This window comes from Sphingomonas sp. NPDC079357, from assembly GCF_044901155.1.
Lineage (GTDB): Bacteria > Pseudomonadota > Alphaproteobacteria > Sphingomonadales > Sphingomonadaceae > Sphingomonas.
This window is the reverse complement of the sequence record NZ_JBJDOM010000003.1, coordinates 242786-262025: the sequence shown is the minus strand read 5'-3', so window position 1 is coordinate 262025 and position 19240 is coordinate 242786. Positions and strand designations below refer to the sequence as shown.

The 19240-nt window shown below is 68.7% G+C and carries 24 protein-coding genes; 10 read left to right on the top strand and 14 right to left on the bottom strand.

Features of this window, described 5'->3' with window-relative positions; all coding sequences use genetic code 11:
- Nucleotides 1-4 precede the first annotated feature (4 nt).
- Nucleotides 5-949 (top strand): Mrp/NBP35 family ATP-binding protein, encoded by a 945-nt coding sequence (locus ACI2JO_RS12930; RefSeq protein WP_404721100.1) that lies wholly within the window; start codon nt 5-7, stop codon nt 947-949.
- A 204-nt stretch (nt 950-1153) separates the two neighbouring features.
- Here the strand turns inward: ACI2JO_RS12930 and ACI2JO_RS12925 are convergent, their stop codons facing one another.
- Complete coding sequence (locus tag ACI2JO_RS12925; RefSeq protein WP_404721154.1) at nt 1154-1852, bottom strand: c-type cytochrome; 699 nt, start codon at nt 1850-1852, stop codon at nt 1154-1156.
- Nucleotides 1853-1952: 100 nt separating this feature from the next.
- Here ACI2JO_RS12925 and ACI2JO_RS12920 point away from each other — a divergent pair, with 100 nt between their 5' ends.
- Nucleotides 1953-2843, top strand: coding sequence for a prephenate dehydratase (locus tag ACI2JO_RS12920; protein WP_404721099.1), 891 nt, complete (start codon nt 1953-1955; stop codon nt 2841-2843).
- A gap of 52 nt (nt 2844-2895) precedes the next feature.
- On the opposite strand, the gene ACI2JO_RS12915 is transcribed toward ACI2JO_RS12920, so the two are convergent.
- Nucleotides 2896-3102, bottom strand: coding sequence for a hypothetical protein (locus ACI2JO_RS12915; protein ID WP_404721098.1), 207 nt, complete (start codon nt 3100-3102; stop codon nt 2896-2898).
- A gap of 141 nt (nt 3103-3243) precedes the next feature.
- Between ACI2JO_RS12915 and ACI2JO_RS12910 the strand changes: the two genes are divergently transcribed.
- The 3 genes from ACI2JO_RS12910 to ACI2JO_RS12900 are packed head-to-tail and all read left to right on the top strand — an operon-like array spanning nt 3244 to nt 4792.
- On the top strand, nt 3244-3903 hold the full coding sequence (locus ACI2JO_RS12910; protein ID WP_404721097.1) for an HAD-IA family hydrolase: 660 nt from the start codon (nt 3244-3246) through the stop codon (nt 3901-3903).
- Complete coding sequence (locus ACI2JO_RS12905) at nt 3900-4106, top strand: hypothetical protein (protein ID WP_404721096.1); 207 nt, start codon at nt 3900-3902, stop codon at nt 4104-4106. Before ACI2JO_RS12910 ends, ACI2JO_RS12905 begins: the two co-directional genes overlap by 4 nt.
- A complete protein-coding gene (locus ACI2JO_RS12900) occupies nt 4103-4792 on the top strand; it encodes an ATP12 family chaperone protein (RefSeq protein WP_404721095.1) in 690 nt (229 codons plus the stop codon). The genes ACI2JO_RS12905 and ACI2JO_RS12900 overlap by 4 nt, the downstream gene beginning before the upstream one ends.
- Nucleotides 4793-5183: 391 nt before the next feature.
- On the opposite strand, the gene gmk is transcribed toward ACI2JO_RS12900, so the two are convergent.
- The 4 genes from gmk to ACI2JO_RS12880 all read right to left on the bottom strand — a co-directional run bounded on the left by gmk (nt 5184) and on the right by ACI2JO_RS12880 (nt 8336).
- Nucleotides 5184-5843 carry a guanylate kinase gene (gmk, locus tag ACI2JO_RS12895; protein WP_404721094.1) on the bottom strand — a complete coding sequence of 220 codons (660 nt, stop codon included), beginning with the start codon at nt 5841-5843 and terminating at the stop codon, nt 5184-5186.
- Between the two features lie 31 nt (nt 5844-5874).
- Nucleotides 5875-6708 carry an S-formylglutathione hydrolase gene (gene fghA / locus ACI2JO_RS12890; protein WP_404721093.1) on the bottom strand — a complete coding sequence of 278 codons (834 nt, stop codon included), beginning with the start codon at nt 6706-6708 and terminating at the stop codon, nt 5875-5877.
- A gap of 123 nt (nt 6709-6831) precedes the next feature.
- On the bottom strand, nt 6832-7215 hold the full coding sequence (locus ACI2JO_RS12885; RefSeq protein WP_404721153.1) for a VOC family protein: 384 nt from the start codon (nt 7213-7215) through the stop codon (nt 6832-6834).
- 14 nt (nt 7216-7229) lie between these two features.
- Nucleotides 7230-8336 (bottom strand): S-(hydroxymethyl)glutathione dehydrogenase/class III alcohol dehydrogenase, encoded by a 1107-nt coding sequence (locus tag ACI2JO_RS12880; RefSeq protein WP_404721092.1) that lies wholly within the window; start codon nt 8334-8336, stop codon nt 7230-7232.
- Nucleotides 8337-8538: 202 nt separating this feature from the next.
- On the opposite strand from ACI2JO_RS12880, the gene ACI2JO_RS12875 reads away from it, so the two are divergent.
- Nucleotides 8539-9678 carry a CaiB/BaiF CoA transferase family protein gene (locus tag ACI2JO_RS12875; RefSeq protein ID WP_404721091.1) on the top strand — a complete coding sequence of 380 codons (1140 nt, stop codon included), beginning with the start codon at nt 8539-8541 and terminating at the stop codon, nt 9676-9678.
- Nucleotides 9679-9805: 127 nt separating this feature from the next.
- Nucleotides 9806-10267 (top strand): hypothetical protein, encoded by a 462-nt coding sequence (locus tag ACI2JO_RS12870; protein WP_404721090.1) that lies wholly within the window; start codon nt 9806-9808, stop codon nt 10265-10267.
- 65 nt (nt 10268-10332) lie between these two features.
- Here the strand turns inward: ACI2JO_RS12870 and hisF are convergent, their stop codons facing one another.
- The 7 genes from hisF to hisB are packed head-to-tail and all read right to left on the bottom strand — an operon-like array spanning nt 10333 to nt 15049.
- Entirely contained in the window at nt 10333-11100 is a 768-nt protein-coding gene (gene hisF, locus ACI2JO_RS12865) for an imidazole glycerol phosphate synthase subunit HisF (protein WP_404721089.1), read from the bottom strand.
- A 40-nt stretch (nt 11101-11140) separates the two neighbouring features.
- On the bottom strand, nt 11141-11794 hold the full coding sequence (locus ACI2JO_RS12860; RefSeq protein ID WP_404721088.1) for a hypothetical protein: 654 nt from the start codon (nt 11792-11794) through the stop codon (nt 11141-11143).
- Between the two features lie 43 nt (nt 11795-11837).
- Nucleotides 11838-12824: a bile acid:sodium symporter family protein gene (locus ACI2JO_RS12855; RefSeq protein WP_404721087.1), complete on the bottom strand. Its 987-nt coding sequence runs from the start codon at nt 12822-12824 to the stop codon at nt 11838-11840.
- A gap of 5 nt (nt 12825-12829) precedes the next feature.
- Entirely contained in the window at nt 12830-13564 is a 735-nt protein-coding gene (gene hisA, locus ACI2JO_RS12850) for a 1-(5-phosphoribosyl)-5-[(5-phosphoribosylamino)methylideneamino]imidazole-4-carboxamide isomerase (RefSeq protein ID WP_404721086.1), read from the bottom strand.
- Nucleotides 13552-14157, bottom strand: coding sequence for an imidazole glycerol phosphate synthase subunit HisH (gene hisH, locus ACI2JO_RS12845; RefSeq protein ID WP_404721085.1), 606 nt, complete (start codon nt 14155-14157; stop codon nt 13552-13554). The genes hisA and hisH overlap by 13 nt, the downstream gene beginning before the upstream one ends.
- On the bottom strand, nt 14154-14465 hold the full coding sequence (locus ACI2JO_RS12840) for a YciI family protein (protein WP_404721084.1): 312 nt from the start codon (nt 14463-14465) through the stop codon (nt 14154-14156). The genes hisH and ACI2JO_RS12840 overlap by 4 nt, the downstream gene beginning before the upstream one ends.
- The gene (hisB, locus tag ACI2JO_RS12835; RefSeq protein WP_404721083.1) at nt 14462-15049 is read right to left on the bottom strand and encodes an imidazoleglycerol-phosphate dehydratase HisB; all 588 of its coding nucleotides are present in this window, start codon (nt 15047-15049) and stop codon (nt 14462-14464) included. Before hisB ends, ACI2JO_RS12840 begins: the two co-directional genes overlap by 4 nt.
- Nucleotides 15050-15150: 101 nt before the next feature.
- Here hisB and ACI2JO_RS12830 point away from each other — a divergent pair, with 101 nt between their 5' ends.
- A complete protein-coding gene (locus tag ACI2JO_RS12830; protein ID WP_028966722.1) occupies nt 15151-15636 on the top strand; it encodes an SspB family protein in 486 nt (161 codons plus the stop codon).
- A 221-nt stretch (nt 15637-15857) separates the two neighbouring features.
- Nucleotides 15858-16271, top strand: coding sequence for a GNAT family N-acetyltransferase (locus ACI2JO_RS12825; protein ID WP_404721082.1), 414 nt, complete (start codon nt 15858-15860; stop codon nt 16269-16271).
- 292 nt (nt 16272-16563) lie between these two features.
- Here the strand turns inward: ACI2JO_RS12825 and ACI2JO_RS12820 are convergent, their stop codons facing one another.
- Nucleotides 16564-17454 carry an L-threonylcarbamoyladenylate synthase gene (locus ACI2JO_RS12820; RefSeq protein ID WP_404721081.1) on the bottom strand — a complete coding sequence of 297 codons (891 nt, stop codon included), beginning with the start codon at nt 17452-17454 and terminating at the stop codon, nt 16564-16566.
- Nucleotides 17455-17527: 73 nt separating this feature from the next.
- Here ACI2JO_RS12820 and ACI2JO_RS12815 point away from each other — a divergent pair, with 73 nt between their 5' ends.
- The gene (locus ACI2JO_RS12815; protein WP_404721080.1) at nt 17528-19198 is read left to right on the top strand and encodes an acyl-CoA dehydrogenase; all 1671 of its coding nucleotides are present in this window, start codon (nt 17528-17530) and stop codon (nt 19196-19198) included.
- Nucleotides 19199-19240: the final 42 nt, after the last annotated feature.

The following is a 19240-nucleotide window of genomic DNA, read 5'->3' as shown; positions in this document are numbered from 1 at the left end:
CACCATGGACGAGAAAGATGTGGCAGCAGCCGTCGCCGCGGTGGCCGGAACCCGCGCGACCGTGCGAATCGAGGGGCAACGGATCGGCGTCGTGATCGACGCCGCCGGGCTCGACGCACCGGCGCGTGACGCGCTGGAAGCGAGCGTGCGGATGGCGGCGGCACGCCCAGGCTACGAGGTGCGCACCGTCGTCACCGCCGAGCGCGTCGCGCGCCGGATCATCGCGGTCGCCAGCGGCAAGGGCGGGGTCGGCAAGTCGACGCTGTCTGCGAATCTCGCGATCGCGCTGGCCAGGGCCGGGCGGCGCACCGGCCTGGTCGATGCCGATATCTACGGCCCATCGCAGCCGCGGCTGATGGCGGTCGAGGGCACGCGCCCCGAGGCGCGCGACAAAGTGTTGCTGCCGGTCGCAACGCCTTACGGCGTGCCGCTGCTGTCGATGGGCCAGCTGGTGGAGCCGGGCCGCGCGATCGCATGGCGCGGGCCGATGACGGCGGGTGCTTTGGGGCAATTGATCGACGCCGACTGGGGCGCGACCGATACATTGGTGGTCGACCTGCCGCCCGGCACCGGCGACGTGCAGCTGACGATGGTCCAGAAGCATCGCCCGGCCGGCGCGGTGATCGTCTCGACCCCGCAGGATCTCGCGCTGATCGACGCGCGCCGTGCGATTGACCTGTTCGAGAAGGCGGGGGTGCCGATCATCGGGCTGGTCGAGAATATGGCCGGCTATGCCTGCCCGCATTGCGGCGAGATATCCGATCCGTTCGGCCACGGCGGCGCGGAGGCGGCGGCGCGTGCGGCGGGGATACCGTTTCTGGGGCGCGTTCCGCTCGACATTGCGATCCGCACCGCCTCGGATGCGGGGCAGCCGCCGGCGGCGGGGGCGGACGACCGCGTGTTCGCGCCGATCGCGGCGCAGGTCGCGGCGTGGCTGGCGGCGGGGTGATCGCAACGCCACGCCGAAAGCGCGCGGCACATGTCCTTCGACAAGCTCAGAACGAACGGGGCGAGCACGGCCTCTCATAGTACGTCGCGCCGGATCAGGTTCGGGGCGACGACAGAACAAATGTCATTGCGAGCGTAGCGAAGCAATCCAGGGCCGGATCAGCACGCCCTGGATCAGTTCGCTATGCTCGCAATGACAGGACGTTTACTGCTTGGCCGGCGGTACGACGCCGAGCCCCTTGTCTTCCTTCGCAGCCGGATCGACCGAGGGCGCGCCCGAGGCCGGCGTGCCGGTGTTTGCGAGATCGGCGGTGTCGCCCTTGGTCGCTTCGGTGACGTTCGCCACCACCGGATCGGTCGGTGCCGCCGCGCCAGCCGCCGGCGCAGCCGGCAGCGGCAGGTTCGAACCCTGCTGGTTCAGATAGGCGATGATGTTCGCGCGGTCCTGCGGGTTGCCGAGTCCGGCGAAGGTCATCTTCGTGCCATTGGCGAACTTGCGCGGGCTGGTCAGCCACGCGTTCATCTTGTCGAAGTCCCAGTTGCCGCCGACGCTCTTCAGCGCATCGGAGAAGGCGAAGCCGCCCTTGCCCTGCCCGATCGGCTCGCCCAGCGTTGCGTACAGGTTCGGCCCGATGCCGTTCGCGCCACCCTGGTTGATCGTGTGGCAGGCCGCGCACTTCTTGAAGACCTCGGCCCCCTTGGCCGGATCGGCGCTGCCCAGCAGCGAGGCGATCGGCACCTCGGCCGCGCCGCCGCCGCCGGCTTCCTCGACGCCCTCGATCGCATAGCCCGGCTTCTCGGGGCGCTCGCCGTGGAACAGCATGCCGCCCGCGATCGACAGCCCCAAGGCCGTCCCCGCCGCCGCCAGCGCCCAGCCGAAAATCGTGTTGGTCCGATCGTCCATGTCGCCGTTTCGCCCCTCTTCCTTCAGCGTTCCATAGAAAGGGCTCCCGCGCATCGCAAGCGCTTGAGCGGCGCGGCATGCTCTTCTAGGCCACGCGGCCATGCAAAGTTACGCCGCCCCTGCCCGCCCGATCGTCGCCGCCATGGCCGCCGCCGCCGCCGCCGAGCCGGCGCGCGCGGTCGCGTTCCAGGGCGCGCCGGGCGCCAACAGCCATGTCGCGGTGCAGGAGACGTTCCCCGACGCGCTGCCGCTACCCTGCTTCAGTTTCGAGGATGCGCTGGATGCGGTGAAGACCGGCGCGGCAGATTGCGCGATCATCCCGATCGAGAATTCGCTGCACGGCCGCGTCGCCGACATGCACTTCCTGCTGCCCGAATCCGGGCTGGTCATCACCGGCGAGCACTTCCTCGCGATCCGCCACGCGCTGATCGGCTGCGGCCCGCGCGACGGCGTGCGGCAGGCGATGAGCCATCCGCAGGCGCTGGGGCAATGCCGTCACTGGCTGAAGGCGCACGGCATCGCGCCGGTCAATTACCCCGACACCGCTGGCGCGGCGGCGGTGGTGGCGGAGCTGCGCGACCCGGCGGTGGCGGCGCTGGCCCCGCCGGGTGCGGCGGCGATCTACGGGCTGGAACTTCTCGCGACCGACATCGCCGATGCCGATCACAACACCACGCGCTTCGTCACGCTGGCACGCGGGGCGCGGCCCCTGTCGGGCGAAGGGCCGTGGATGACGACCTTCATCTTCGAGGTGAAGAACGTTCCCGCCGCGCTCTACAAGGCGATGGGCGGGTTCGCCACCAACGGCGTCAACATGACCAAGCTGGAAAGCTACCAGCGCGGCGGCAGCTTCGCGGCGACCGAATTCTATTGCGATGTCGAGGGGCGACCCGGCGACCCGGCGTTCGACCGCGCGATGGAGGAACTGGGCTTCCACGCGAAATGGGTCCGCGTGCTGGGCACCTATGCGCAGGCGCGCAAGCGCGGGTGAGCGGCTGATCCGTCATTGCGAGCGTAACCACGCAATGACGGGGAGACTTTGGTCAGATCGCCATCGCCGAATCGGTGATAACGCCCCAGGCGGCGTAGGTCGCGGCCATCAGCGCCACCGAACAAGTGATCCCGAACAGCACATAGCCGATATAGTTGAGCATCGGCGGGTTCGCTCGCTCCAGCTTGCGATTGCGAGACGCGCCCGTCAGCACGAAACTCAGCAGCATTCCATACGTTAGTGCAACGGCTTCGATCATTACCCGCCCCTCGGCTCCAGCTAAAGTTGCGCACGCCCCCCGGCGTCCGTGCGCGATTAACCATAGCTTCGGTCCGTCACGAAGACGTTAACGCGCGCCTCGCCGCTTGCCTCCCACGCTTCGCCGACTAACAGGCGGTTCATGCCCATCCGACTCGCCGTCTTCGATTGCGACGGCACGCTCGTCGACAGTCTGGCCAACATCTGCCGTGCCATGGAACGTGCCTTCGCCGCGCTAGGGCTGATCGCCCCGCCGCGCCCGGCGATTCGCGCGATTGTCGGGTTGAGTCTCGTTGAAGCGATGGCGCTGCTGGCGCCCGATCTCGACCCGGCGGTGCATCTGGCGCTCACCGATGCGTACAAGGTGATCTTCCGCCGGATGCGCGAGGACGGCGAACTGGACGAAGAGCCGCTGTATGACGGGCTGGTCACGGCGCTCGACGCGTTGGCGGCGGACGGCTGGTTGCTCGGCGTCGCGACCGGCAAGTCGGATCGCGGCCTTGCGCATGTGCTGGCGATCTACGGCCTGACCGACCGCTTTGTCACGTTGCAGACCGCCGATCGGCATCCCTCCAAGCCCGACCCCGCGATGCTCCACGCCGCGATGGCGCAGGCCGGCGCGCTGCCCCATATGACCGCAATGATCGGCGACACCACTTTCGACATGGCGATGGCACGTGCGGCAGGTGCGCGCGCGATCGGCGTGAGCTGGGGCTATCACCGCGAGGAGACGCTGTGGCAGGCGGGAGCGGAGCGTATCGCGCACCGCTGTGCCGATCTGCGCCAGTGTCTGGCGGCATGAGCGATCCGGCGCGCGCACGCTGGGCGGCGATCGTCGCGACGCGGCTGGCGGGGACCGCTGGCGCGCTGCTCGGCGTGGTGTTGCTCGGGCGGGCGCAGGCGCTCCCGGCGAAGCTGCTCGGGGTGGCGATCGTCGTCAGCGCGCTGTGGATGATCGCCACCGTGCCGCGCGCGCTGGCCCGGCGGTGGAGGAGTCCGAAGTGAAGCGTTTCTGGACCGAGGTGACGGTTGATACCGACCGCGCGATCCGGCTCGACGCGCGCCCGGTGCGGACGCCGGGGCGCGCGCCGCTCGCGCTGCCCACCGCCGCCCTCGCCGAAGCGGTCGCAGATGAATGGCGCGCGGTCGGCGAGACGCTCGACCCGCGCGCGATGCCACTGACCGGGCTTGCCAATGCCGCGATCGATCGTATCGCCCCGGCTCCCGAGGCTTTTGGCACCGGGCTGGCCGCCTATGCCGAAAGCGACCTGCTCTGCTATCGGGCCGACGCGCCCGCCGAGCTGGTTGCGCGTCAGGCGGCGGCGTGGAACCCGCTGCTCGACTGGGCGCGCGACCGCTATGACGTGCATTTCGAGATCGTCACCGGCGTGATGCACCGCGCGCAGCCGCGCGCAACCGTCGCGCGGCTGGGCGAAGCGGTGGCGAGTCGCGACGCCTTCCATCTCGCGCCATTGTCGCCGCTGGTCACGCTGACCGGCACGCTGGTGGGCGCGCTGGCGCTGGCTGAGCGTGCCGTTGCTGCCGACGCGCTGTGGCGGGCGGCGATGGTCGACGAAGACTGGCAGGCCGAACGCTGGGGCGAGGATACGCTCGCCACGCAGGCGCGCGCGGGCAAACAGCATGATTACGACGCCGCGGCGCGATTCCTCACGCTGCTCGACCTCGACTGAACCTCTCGTTGTCGTTATGATTTCGTAACGACAATCAGGTCTGACCGACATGTCGGAGGGACACGGGGATGCTCATGATGATGGCGCTCGCACTCGCAGTGCCGACCTCCTGCACGGACGTGAAGCGCGTTTGCCGCGCCTGTCGGGTCGGCGGCGATGTCACGCGCTGCTCCATCATCGGGATCGCCTGTCAGCCGTCGATCCACATCTGTCGACCGAACAACCGGATGACAGGTTCTTTGCGCGGCACGGTGGCGAGGAAGCGGCCAAGCTAATTGCACTGCCCGTCGTTCCCGCGCCGACGGAAATCCAGGACTTGTGACGTCAATGGCTGTTGCGAACAGCTGCGTGTCACGCTTCCCCGCCTTCGCGGGAATGACGTCCCTCGCCTTTAACCCGCCGGCGTGCGCAGCTTGCGGATGAACCCGATCAGCCCGGTCTGGCGCGAGCGCTTCAGCCGTTCGGCGGCGAGGATCGTCTTCACCTTGGCGTAGCAGCTCTCGACATCGTCGTTGACCAGCACATAGTCATAGCCGTCCCAGTGGCTGATTTCGGCATCGGCGCGGCTCATGCGGCGCTCGATGATCTCCTGCGCGTCGGTGCCGCGGCCTTCGAGCCGTCGGCGGAGTTCCTCCATCGATGGCGGCAGGATGAACACGCGCACCACATCGCCGCCCGCGATCTGGTGAAGCTGCTGCGCGCCCTGCCAATCGATATCGAACAGCACGTCCTTGCCGTCCGACAGCATCGCGTCGACCGGCGCGCGCGGCGTGCCGTAGCGCTGGTCGAAGACGTGCGCCCATTCGAGGAATTCGTGATTCGCGACCATCTCGCGGAATTTCTCCAGCGAGACGAAGTGATAATCGCGACCGTCTTCCTCGCCCTTGCGGATCGCGCGGGTGGTGGCGGATACCGAGAGCGACAGTTCGGGCTCGCTGGCGAGCAGCATCCGCGCGATCGTCGACTTCCCCGCGCCGGACGGCGAGGACAGGACGAACAACAATCCGCGACGCTTCATGTGGTGCGGGTCGGCGGTCAGGCGATCGGGCATGGGGGCTGATGCCCCGCCCTGTACGCTTGCGTCAAGCGCGCAGCCGCGCCGCGTGCCACGCCAGATGATCGGCCATGAAGGTCGAGATGAAGTAATAGCTGTGATCGTAGCCCGGTTGCATCCGCAACGTCAGGTCGATCCCGGCATCGGCGCAGGCCGAGGCGAGCAGTTCCGGGCGGAGTTGCTCGGCGAGAAACGAATCGGCATCGCCCTGATCGACCAGTATTTCCGGCACGCGCGCTCCGTCCTCGATCAGCGCGACCGCGTCGTGGCGGCGCTTCGCGGCCATGTCGTCGCCCAGATAGCGGTCGAGCGCGTTGCCCCACGGCACCTGCGTCGGCGCGACGATCGGGGCGAAGGCGGAGACGGCGCGGAACCGCTCCGGGTGTCGCAATGCGATGGTCAGCGCGCCGTGGCCGCCCATCGAATGCCCCATGATCGACTGGCGCGTCATGTCGGCGGGAAAATTCGCCTCGACCAGCGCGGGCAGTTCCGCGGTGACATAGGTCCACATGCGATAATACGTCGCCCAAGGCGCCTCCGTCGCGTCGACGTAGAAGCCCGCGCCCTTGGCGAAATCCCACGCGTCCTCATCGGGCACGTCGTCACCGCGCGGGCTGGTGTCGGGCGCGACGAAGATCAGCCCGTGCTCGGCGCAGGCGCGGCGGAACTCGCCCTTGTCGGTGACATTGGCGTGGGTGCAGGTCAGCCCCGACAGATACCAGACCACCGGCAGCGTCGCGCCCGGCGCATGTTCGGGGACATAGACCGAGAAGGTCATGTCGGTGCCGGTCGAGGTCGAGCGGTGGCGGTACACGCCCTGCGTCCCGCCATGCGCGCGGGCGGTGGAGACGGTTTCGATCATCGGTTTTTCTTCCTTCCGTCATCCCGGCGCAGGCCGGGATCCACGTCTCCGCAAGTGCCCAAGCCTATTGGTGCGCGGCACCCTGGATCCCGGCCAACGCCGGGATGACGGTGCAAAAGTATATCACGCCGGCACGCGATACGCGCCGCACAGTTTGTTGCCGTCCGGGTCGCGAAGATAGGCGAGGTAGAGCTGCCCGAACGGGCTGGTGCGCACCCCCGGCGCGTCCTCGATCGCGGTGCCGCCGTTAGCGACGCCCGCGTCGTGCCACGCCTGCGCCTGCTCCGGTCCGCTCATGCGGAAGCCGATCGTCCCGCCATTGGCATGGCACGCCGGCGCGCCATCGATCGGGCGAGTGATCATGAACAGCGCGCCGTCGTGCGCGTACATGACGCGGCCCTTGTCGTCCTGCCGCCCCGTGCCCGCGCCCAGCACCGCGAACAGCGCGTCGTAAAATACCTTCGACCGCGCCACGTCGTTCGATCCGACCATCACATGACTGAACATCGTCATCCCCTTCCTCAGTAGACCACGACGCTGCGGATGCTCTCGCCGGCATGCATCAGGTCGAAGCCCTTGTTGATCTCGTCCAGCGTCAGCCGATGCGTGATCATCGGGTCGATCTGGATCATCCCGTTCATATACCAGTCGACGATCTTCGGCACATCGGTCCGCCCGCGCGCGCCGCCGAACGCGGTACCCTTCCAGACGCGCCCGGTGACGAGCTGGAACGGCCGCGTGCTGATCTCCTTCCCCGCCTCGGCGACGCCGATCACAATCGACTCGCCCCAGCCGCGGTGCGCGCTCTCCAGCGCCTGCCGCATCACGACGGTGTTGCCGGTGCAGTCGAACGTATAATCGCCCCCGCCATCGGTCAGCGCGACCAGATGCTGGACGACGTCGCCGACGTCCTTGGGGTTGACGAAGTCGGTCATCCCGAACTGCCGCCCCCACGCTTCGCGATCGGGGTTGATGTCGACCCCGACGATCCGCGCCGCGCCGGCCAGCTTCGCGCCCTGGATGACGTTGAGCCCGATCCCGCCGAGCCCGAACACGATCACCGTCGCGCCGACCTCGACCTTGGCGGTGTTGACCACCGCGCCCACCCCGGTGGTGACGCCGCAGCCGATATAGCAGCTGGTGTCGAACGGCGCGTCGGGGCGGATCTTCGCCACCGCGATCTCGGGCAGCACCGTGAAGTTCGAGAAGGTCGAGCAGCCCATATAATGGTAGATCGGCTGCCCCTTGTAGCTGAAGCGCGTCGTGCCGTCGGGCATCAGCCCCTTGCCTTGCGTCGCGCGGATCGCGGTGCACAGGTTGGTCTTGCCGCTGAGGCACGACTTACACTGGCGACATTCGGGGGTGTAGAGCGGGATGACGTGATCGCCCGGCGCCACGCTGGTCACGCCAGCGCCGACCTCTCGAACCACGCCGCAGCCTTCGTGACCGAGCACGCTGGGGAACAGCCCCTCGCTGTCCAGCCCGTCGAGCGTATAGGCATCGGTGTGGCAGATGCCGGTCGCCATGATCTCCACCAGCACCTCGCCCGCCTTGGGGCCTTCGAGATCCAGCTCGACGATCTCCAGCGGCTTCTTCGCCTCGAACGCGACGGCGGCGCGGGTCTTCATGAGAGGTGCCTTTTCATCTGTGGTCGGCGGCGTCTTAGGCGGCGGGACCAGGACTGTTCAAGGCTCGCTGCCCGCAAACCACCCACCCGTTCGTGCTGAGCTTGTCGAAGCACGTGCGTCGGGCGACGCGTCCGAGACACGCACTTCGACAAGCTCGGTGCGAACGGTTTTGATCTGGTGCTCGCTGCTCTAAACCACACCCATGACAAACCGCCCCCTCGCCGGCCTGCGCGTCCTCGAACTCGCGCGCATCCTCGCCGGGCCGTGGGCCGGGCAGTTGCTCGCCGACCTCGGCGCCGACGTCATCAAGGTCGAGCGCCCCGGCGAGGGTGACGACACCCGCCACTGGGGCCCACCGTTCGTCGCCGACACGCCCGGCGAGCGCGGCTCGGCCGCCTATTATCACGCCTGCAACCGCGGCAAGCGCTCGGTCGCGATCGATATCGCCACCCCCGAAGGACAGGCGCAGGTCCGGACACTGGCGGCCGGTGCGGACGTGGTGATCGAGAATTACAAGGTCGGCGGCCTCGTCAAATACGGGCTCGCCCCCGCGGCCCTGCGCGCCGCCAACCCACGGCTGATCGTCTGTTCGATCACCGGCTTCGGGCAGGACGGCCCCTATGCGCAGCGCGCCGGCTACGACTTCATCATCCAGGGCATGGGCGGGATGATGTCGATCACCGGCGAGCCCGACGGTCCGCCGCAGAAGGGCGGCGTCGCGCACGCCGATCTGTTCACCGGCGTCTATGCGACGGTCGCGATCCTCGCCGCGGTGGTCGCGCGGGCATCGAGCGGCACCGGCACGCATATCGACATGGCGCTGCTCGACACGCAGGTCGCGGTGCTCGCCAATCAGGCGCTCAACTGGATGGCGAGCGGCGTGGTGCCGCAGCGCTTCGGCAACGGCCACCCCAATCTCGCCCCGTACCAGAGCTTCCCGACCGGCGACGGCGACCTGATCGTCGCGGTCGGCAACGATCGCCAGTTCGCGAAGCTGTGCGCGGTGCTGGCGGTGCCGGCGCTGGCGGAGGACGCGCGCTTCGCGACCAACCCGGCGCGTGTGGCGAACCGCGCCGCGTTGCTCCCGCTGCTGGTCGCGCGCACCGTCCTGTGGCGCAGCGCCGACCTGCTCGCCGCGCTGGAGGCGGCGGGGGTGCCAGTCGGCCCGGTCAACCGCATCGATCAGGTCTTCGCCGACCCGCAGGTGATCGCGCGCGGGATGCAGCTGGCGATGGCCGGCATCCCCGGCCTCGCCTCGCCGATCCGCTTTGATGGCGCGCGCGCGGTGGCGGACCGGCCGAGTCCGCGGCTGGGGGAACATGCGGGGGCGGCGTGGCTGTGAACGGATCAGGGAAACGACGTGTTTTGCGCGTGGTTTGCCAACTCATTCATTCTCGCGAGAGCTAAGCGGGCTAGGATGTCGGCTTACGCCCAGTAGCGGACGTACCCTTTCCCGGTATTATGGGGACATGCGTTGCCTGTTGATAGCCGTCCCTGCACTCTTGGCGAGCACCGTTCCGCCCGTCGCTTCCCTACGGGTCAATGGCGAGCGCTCGACCTTTTCAGTGGCGGTCGAAGAAAGCGCCAGCACCGGCTACGACATTCGGATCAAATGCGTTTCCTCATGCGCCCAGCCGATCGACTTCAGCGAAGCTATCGGTGATGTCCCCATGGGGCTGTTCAGTCGAGACCAAGACGACCTTGTGTTCTCGTTGTGGAGCAGCGGCTCGGCTTATCGGGTGCGTGTCTGGCAGGTCAGCGACACAGGCGTTCGCAAAGTGGTGGAACTCTCGAGTCGTGGCAGACCTGACTTCCTGACGGATGGCGCGGGACGTTCGGCAATCCGCACCTACGAAGCCGACAGCGGCGTTGAACCGTTTAAGCCGGTGTTGAGGTCGTTCATCGGAGGCCGCTTCGTAGTAGCACCCTGATGGCAGCTTTCCACCAAGTAGAGACATTCAACGTCGCTACGCTTTACCGCAGCGAACGTCACCGCTTAAGCTAAAGGCGCCCGCACCGGCACCCCTGCCGCCGCCAGCGCCTCATGCGCCTCGGCCACCGTCGCCTGCCCGAAGTGGAAGATCGACGCCGCCAGCACCGCCGAGGCATGCCCCTCGACCACCCCCGCGACCAGATCGTCCAGCGACCCGACCCCGCCGCTCGCTACCACCGGCACCGCGGTGCGGTCGGCGATCGCGCGGATCAGCGCGAGGTCGTAGCCCCCTTTGGTCCCGTCGCGGTCCATCGAGGTCACCAGCAACTCGCCCGCGCCCAGCTCGGCCAGCCGCAGCGCGTGTTCGACCGCGTCGATCCCGGTCGCGCGCCGCCCGCCGTGCGTAAACACCTCCCAGCCATCTCCGACGCGCCGCGCATCGACGCTCGCGACGCAGCACTGGCTTCCGAAGCGTTCGGCGATATCCGCGACCACCTCGGGCCGCGCCACCGCGGCGGAATTGACCGCGACCTTGTCCGCCCCCGCCAGCAGCAACGCGCGCGCATCCTCGGCGGTGCGCACCCCGCCGCCGACGGTCAGCGGCATGAAGCACACCGCCGCGGTCCGCCGCACGACGTCGAGGATCGTGCCGCGCGCCTCATGGCTGGCGGTGATGTCGAGGAAGCAGAGTTCGTCCGCCCCCGCCGCGTCATAGGCGCGCGCCTGCTCGACGGGATCGCCGGCATCGACCAGATCGACGAAATTGACGCCTTTGACGACGCGCCCGCCGGCAACGTCGAGGCACGGGATCACACGGGCGCGAACGGTCATGCGCGGCTCATGCCCGTGCGGCGGCGGCGGGGCAAGGGCGTCAGAACGGCGCGGGGAAGCGCCGCTCGACCGATGCGCTCGCAGGATCGTCGGGGCGGTAGCGGAGTATCGTCACCATGCTGCCGGGCTGACCGAACCATATCGAAAAGCCGTCGCCATCCCGCGAGATCATCCACGGCCGCAATCGCGCCACTTCGCGAGCCGGCCCGATTGGGTCGGCGCACATTCCCGAGGTCGTCCGGTCGATACATCGATAATGCGGCGCGCGGCGTCCGTGTCGCCACGCCTGCACTCGCGCGAGTTCGATCAGCGCGGTGGCCGGCTCGATGCCGTGATTGACGCCGACGTAGTCTGCGGTCGCGCAGCCTCCATTGCGAAGGGCGATCTGCGGCTGCGGTTGCACACTATACAGCCGCTGCGGGTCCGTCGGCACGGCAGGGTCGCGGCGAAACGCAACGATCCAGCGCTGGCGGAGACATCCGCCGAGCGCGAACGGTACGCCGCGCTCGATCATCTCCAGCTCAGCCACGCCGGGCGCGAGCAGGCCGCGCGGAAGCTGGTGCACCTCTGCGATGAGGCCGTGCTGATAATCGGCCAACGCCAGCGCGCCAGCCTGCGCGGGCGGCAATTGCCGGACCTCCTCGATCGTCGGGGCGGTCGTGGCAGCGGCAAGCGACAGCAGGGCGGCGATCATCCACCCACGCTATCACGCCGCCTCAGCGCACCCAACGGCCTCGTCAGTCGGTGCGGTCCGCCCGTTCCGCATAGCGCCGCGCCAGCCACGCGCAGACGAACAACTGCACCTGATGGAAGATCATCAGCGGCAGCACGATCAGCCCGACGCTGTGCGCCGGAAACAGGATCGCGGCCATCGGAATGCCGCTCGCCATGCTCTTCTTCGATCCGCAGAAGACGGTCGCGATCTCGTCGGGCACCGTAAATCCAAGTGCGCGCGACGCCAAAGTCATCGCGCCGATCACGATCGCGAGGATCACCAGCGAGACGAGCACGATCGCCACCAGCGTCAGCGGCGAGACATGGTGCCACAGCCCCGCGACCACGCCCGCGCCGAACGCGGCATAGACGACCACCAGCACCGATCCGCGATCGACCACCTTGGTCAGCAACGGATGCGCGAGCAGCCACCCCTGCGCCCAAGGCCTGATCGCCTGTCCGACGACGAACGGCAGCAGGATTTGCAACGCGATGTCGCGCAACGCGTCGAGCGACAGCCCGCCGCTGGCAGTCGCGAGCAACTGCGCGACGAGCAGCGGCGTGATGATTACCCCGACGAGGTTCGACAGCGACGCGCTGCACAGCGCCGCGGGCACGTTGCCGCGCGCGATCGAGGTAAAGGCGATCGACGACTGGACGGTCGACGGCAGCAGACAAAGATACAGCAACCCGGTGACGATCGGGGCGGGCAGCCACGCATGCGTCGCCGCCGCGACGCCGAGACCGATCAACGGGAACAGCAGGAAGGTGCTGGCGAACACCAGCAGCTGCAACCGCCATTGCGCGAGCCCGGCCCAGATCGCCTGCGGCGCGAGCCGCGCACCGTACAGCAGGAACAGCAGCGCCACCGCGACGGTAGTGCCATGCTCGACCCACACCGCCGCCTCACCCCGCGCCGGCAGCACCGCGGCGAGCGCGACGGTCGCGATCAGCAGCAGCAGGAAGCGGTCGGCGCGCGCCAGCACCGCCCCGATACGCCCCGCCCTCACGCCGCTCAGCGCCCCGCCACCCGCAGGGCGTCACCGAGGTCGAGCCGACCGTCATACAAGGCGCGCCCGGTGATGACCCCTTCTACCCCCTCATCGGCGTGCGCGGCGAGCTGGTGGATGTCGTCGATATCCGCGACCCCACCGCTGGCGATCACCGGGATGCGTACCTCACGCGCCAGCGCGACGGTCGCGGCGACATTGCAGCCCTTGAGCAGCCCGTCGCGCCCGACATCGGTGAACAATACCGCCGCGACGCCCGCGTCCTCGAATTGTCGCGCGAGATCGGCGACGCTGGTGGTCGAGACCTCCGCCCAGCCCTTGGTCGCGACCATCCCGTCACGCGCATCGACCGCGACGACAATCTGGCCGGGATAGCGCGCCGCCATGTCACGGACGAACTGTGGCTGCTCCAGCGCGGCGGTGCCGATCACCACCCGCGCGACGCCGAGCGCGAGCCACGCCGCGACCGCTTCGGGCGTGCGGATGCCGCCGCCGAGCTGCACCTTGCCCGGAAACGCCGCGACGATCCCGCGCACCGCGTCGCCGTTGACGCTCTCGCCCGCGAACGCACCGTCGAGATCGACGACGTGCAGGTGCGTCGCGCCCGCTTCGGCAAAGGCGCGTGCCTGCGCGGCGGGATCGTCGCCATAGACGGTTGCGCGCGCCATATCGCCCTCGGCGAGCCGGACGACCTGCCCGCCTTTGAGGTCGATCGCGGGAAAGACGATCAGGGACGCCATGACAGAAACCTTTCGAGCAGCGCCAAACCATAGCGCTGGCTCTTTTCGGGGTGGAATTGCACGCCCAGCACCGTGTCGCGCGCGACCGCGGCGGTCACCGGCCCGGCATGGTCGGTGGTCGCGACCACGCCGTCGCCGGTGAAGCCGTAGCTGTGCAGGAAATAGGCCTCACCGGGGACGATCAGCGGGTGGCCGGCGGTCGGCACCACGTCGTTCCAGCCCATGTGCGGCACCTTGGCGTCGCTGCCCGCCGGATCGATGCGGCGCACTTTGCCCGCGATCCAGCCGAGTCCCTTGTGGACGCCAAGCTCCTCGCCGGTCTCGGCGAGCAATTGCATCCCGACGCAGATGCCGAGGAACGGCGCGCCCTGCGCGAGCGCCCGCTCCTCCAGCGCCGCGACCATCCCCGGAACCGCGCGCAGGTTCGCCGCGCAGGCGCCGAACGCGCCGACGCCGGGCAGCACGATGCGATCGGCGCGTCGCACCACTTCGGGATCGGCGGTGACGGTCAGATCGGTGCAGCCCGCCGCGCGCAACGCATTCTCGACCGAGTGGAGATTGCCGGCCTGATAGTCGATCAGCGCGAGCGTCATGCCAGCCACCCATGCAGCTCGGTGGCGGCGAAGCTGGCGCTGAACGGCACGACCTCGGCGGTCGCGACGCCGCTGGTCACGAACGGATCGGTCGCGACCACCTGCTCGACCGCCTCACGCGCGCCGCGCATCACGATCACCCCGCCGGTGCGCGGCGCGCGCCGTCCCGCGACGAGGAACACGCCCTGCCCGAACCCTTGCTCCAGCCACGCGACATGCGCCGCCATCTGAACGTCCACCTCGTCGAGCGGACGGACGTAGCTGAGCAGCACGACGCACAGTTCGCCGCCCGCGCGGAACCCCGTCACAAAATCCCCTTGGTCGAGGGAATCGCATCGGCCTTGCGCGGGTCGATCTCGACCGCGGTCCGCAGCGCGCGCGCCAGGCCCTTGAACATGCTTTCGGCGATGTGATGATTGTTGTCGCCGTACAGCGTCTCGATGTGCAGCGTGATGCCGGCGTTCTGCGCAAAGCTGTGGAAGAAATGCTGGAACATCTCGGTGTCCATGTCGCCCAGCCGCGCCTGCGAAAAGCGCGCGCGCCACACCAGCCACGGCCGCCCCGAGATATCGAGCGCGACGCGGGTCAGTGTCTCGTCCATCGGGCTCAGCGCGTCGCCGTAGCGACGGATGCCGCGCTTGTCGCCGAGCGCCTGCGCCACCGCGCTGCCGATCGCCAGCGCCGTGTCCTCGACGGTGTGATGCGCGTCGATGTGCAGGTCGCCGTCGCAGCGGACGTGCAGGTCGATCAGCCCGTGGCGCGAAAGCTGTTCGAGCATATGGTCGAAGAAGCCGACGCCGGTCTTCACGTCGTAAACCCCCGTCCCGTCTAGGTTGACGGTGACGGCGACCTTCGTCTCCGAAGTGTCGCGGCGGATCGTGGCGGTGCGCATATCGCGTCGTCCATAACGCGCCCCGCTGCACAGGCAACCTTGCCGAGTAACCTTACCAAGCATGCTTGACCGGCGCGCGCACCGCGCTACCCATGGCGGCCATGAGCGATATGCTGCCCGACAGCCTGATACCTTACGACGAAATCGTGCAGGAAGCCCTGCGCGCTGTCGTGGGGCGCGTGCTGGGAACCGTGGCCGAGTCGGGCGGTCTGCCGGGCGAGCACCACTTCTACATCACCTTCAAGACGCAGGCGCCGGGGGTCGACATCCCGCAGCGTCTGATTGAGCGCTTCCCGGACGAGATGACGATCGTCCTCCAGAATCGCTTCTGGGACCTGACGGTCGATCAGGAGCGCTTCTCGGTGGGCCTCAGCTTCAATCAGGTGCCGTCGAAGCTGGTCATCCCCTATTCGGCGATCACCGGCTTCCACGACCCGACGGTCAATTTCGAGCTGCGCTTCCAAGCGCAGGAAGGCCCCGGCGATGGCCCCGGCCCGCACGACCCGGCCGAAAACGACGGTCCGAGCGTGACGCCGGTCGAGGACGGCTCGAACGTCGTGGCAGTGGATTTCAAGCGGAAGAAGTGACCGCGCCAGCGGCGCATGCCTGCGCCGCGGTCGCGAAGCGAGGCGCGGGCACGGCCGGCGCGCAGCAAGCGCGTCCGACGTCATGGGATTTACTCCCATGACGTGCCCCTCGGCACTCCCCGTCACCACCACCGTCATTGCGAGCGCAGCGAAGCAATCCAGAGCGTCGCGCGCCGGACCCTGGATCGCTTCGCTACGCTCGCAATGACGGAATCATCCACATGATCGATCTGATCCCCAATCCCGGCGACGTCGAGCTCGACGCGATCCTCGCGCCGCTGGCCGCGCACAACGACGCCGCCGCCGGCCCCACCGAGCGCCACAAGGTCGCGCTGGTCCTGCGCGACGAGGCCGGCAGCGCGATCGGCGGCCTTTGGGCCGAGGCGAGCTATCGCTGGCTGTTCGTCAAATATCTCGCTCTCCCTCCAGAGGCACGCGGCAAGGGTCAGGGACGTGCGCTGATGCTCGCCGCCGAGGCCGAAGCGCGACGGCTCGGCTGCGTCGGCATCTGGCTCGACACGTTCAGCTTCCAGGCGCGCGGCTTCTACGAGAAGCTCGGCTATGACGTATTCGGCCAGATCGACGACTACCCGCCAGGCGAGGCGCGCTTCTTCCTGTCGAAGCGGATCGGCTGAGCCTTCTGTCACCCGCGGATCAACGTCTGTCATCACCGCGAAGGCAGGGGAGTAAAATCCGCAGCCAAGCGCCCCGCCGATGGCGCGGCACGACCAGCCAGACGCCTTCAAACGCAAAATCTTTATTCGCTCATCAAGACGAAACTGCCTGTCGCTTTCTCCCGTCGCGCCGCGACCCCATCCGCGGTGCACTTCGTCCGTGCGTTCGGAAAAGGCGGAACCTCTGAGGTCGCGACTCTTACCCAGACCTGCACTTCTGGATTTCCCGTGCCCGATGGGACAACGGATGGCCTCACCGATGCGCCGCGCGACGGAGGCGATCGTTGATCGCGACGCCGATCCCCGTCTCCGGGATCGGCGCGACCGCGATCCGCTCGCGATCGCAGGCATCCGCACGGTGCAGCGCATCGAACAACCGCGCCGCCGCCTCTTCCAGATCTCCGGTCGACGAGAGCGTGTCATCCCCCTCGACCGCGCCGAAGCCGATCAGCCACTCCCCCGCCTCCCTCGCCGCCGCCGCCAACCGCAGCGCCTTGCGCGGCGCATAATGCGTCGCGAGTTGCCCCGGCGCGCTGACATGCGCGGTCGTGCCCGCCGCGACTGGCAGCACCTCGCCCAGCATCTCCGCCGTTACCGGTCCCGGCCGCAGGATCGCCCGCCCGGCGACGATCGTCGACTCGACCCCCGTCGCGGTCGCGCCATCGTCGAGGATCAGCGACACCGCGCCGCCGAGGCTCGCCGCGACATGCGCCGCGCGGGTCGGGCTGATCCCGTTGCTCGCATTGGCGGAGGGGGCCGCCAGCGGCGCGCCGCTCGCCGCCAGCAGCGCCTGCATCGCCCGGTGCGCGGGCACGCGGAGCGCGATCGTATCGAGCCCCGCCGTCACCAGCGACGCAATCCCCGCCTCGGCCCGGACCGGCAGCACCAGTGTCAGCGGCCCCGGCCAGAACCGCGCCGCCAGCGCGCGCGCATCCGCATCGAACACCGCGATCCGCTCTGCCGCGGCAAGGTCGGTGACATGGACGATCAGCGGGTTGAAGCTCGGCCGCCCCTTGGCCGCATAGATGCGCGCCACCGCCGCCGAATCACGCGCGTCGGCGGCGAGTCCGTAGACGGTCTCGGTCGGCACCGCGACGATACCGCCGGCACGAATAACGCCGGCGGCTTCCTCGACGGCGGCCATGCCGTAACGTCGAATGACAGGGTCTTGAGCACGCATCGCGGTCGGCTATAGCGGCTGGACAGGAGAGAGAGAAATGCCCTTCGCCGCCGCCACCGCCGAACAGCGCTTCGTGCTCGACCATGTCGTCCGGCTGGACGAGATCGCCGCCGCCGACCGCTTCGCCGCCGCCTCGCCCGACGTGATCGAGGCGGTGCTCGATGGCGTCGCGCAATTCGCGGCCGGTGAATGGGCGCCGCTGCTGCGCACCGGCGACACGGTCGGCGCGAAATGGACCGCTGAGGGCGTGAAAATGCCCGCCGGCTTCCCCGAAGCCTACCGCGCCTATGTCGAGGGCGGCTGGGGCACGATCGGCGTCGACGAACAATGGGGCGGTCAGGGCTTGCCATTCGTCGTGCAGGCCGCGGTGCTGGAGACGCTCGGCACCGCCAACATGGCGTTCGCGCTGTGCCCGACGCTGACGGTCGGCGCGATCGAGGCGCTGGCGCATCACGGCTCGCCCGAGCAGCAGGCGACCTACCTCCCCAAGCTCGCGACCGGCGAATGGACCGGCACGATGAACCTCACCGAGCCGCAGGCCGGCAGTGACGTCGGCGCGCTGCGCACCACCGCTACCCCGCGTGGCGACGGCACGTTCGCGATCAAGGGCACCAAGATCTTCATCAGCTTCGGCGACCACGATCTGGCGGAGAACATCGTCCACCTCGTGCTTGCGCGCACCCCCGACGCGCCGGCCGGCACGCGCGGCATCTCCTTGTTCCTCGTGCCGAAGGTGCGGCTCGACGGCACCTTCAACGATGTGCGCGTCGTGTCGATCGAGCACAAGATGGGGCTCCACGCCTCGCCGACCTGCGTGCTGTCGTTCGGCGATCACGACGAGTGCCTCGGCGAGCTGATCGGTCCCGAGTTCGGCGGGATGCGCGCGATGTTCACGATGATGAACAACGCCCGCCTCAACGTGGGGCTACAGGGCGTGCAGTCGGCGGAGGCGGCGACGCAGGCCGCGGTCGGCTATGCGCGCGACCGCGTGCAGGGTGCGCGTGACGGCAAGGCGGCGGCGATCGTCGAACATGCCGACGTGCGCCGGATGCTGCTGCGGATGAAGGCGCAGACGATGGCGGCGCGCGCGCTCGTCTATTATGCCTGCGGGCAGGTCGATCGCGCGACGCTCGGCGATGCGCACGCGAAGGAGCGGCTGGAGGTGATGACCCCGCTCGCCAAGGCGCATGCCACCGACATTGGCAACGAGGTCGCCAGCCTCGGCATCCAGATCCACGGCGGGATGGGCTATGTCGAGGAAACGGGCGCGGCGCAGTTCTTCCGCGATGCGCGCATCACCCCGATCTACGAGGGCACCAACGGCATCCAGGCCGCCGATCTGGTTGGGCGCAAGCTGGCGCTGTCGAACGGCGGCGCGTTCGCAGACCTGATCGCGGATATGCGCGCCGAGGCGCAGGCGCCCGCGCTGGTGCGGCTGATCGACGCATGCGAGCAGGTCGGGCGGCGCTTGCAGGGCGCCAACGCCGACGATCGCCACGCGGCGAGCTATCCGTTCCTGACGATGCTGTCGGTCGCGTCGTGCGGGTGGCTGATGGAGCGGCAGGCGCGCGTCGAGGGCGCGGATCAGGTCAAGAAGGTCGCGGCGGCCTTCTATCTGGAGCAGATCGTGCCCGAGGCTTTGGGGCTGGAAGCGGCGGCGAATGCCGATGCGTCGGTGCTGTACGCGCTGCCGGCAGATGCGTTCTGACGTTCAGCCGTCATGGTGAGCGTAGCGAAGCAATGACGCTGT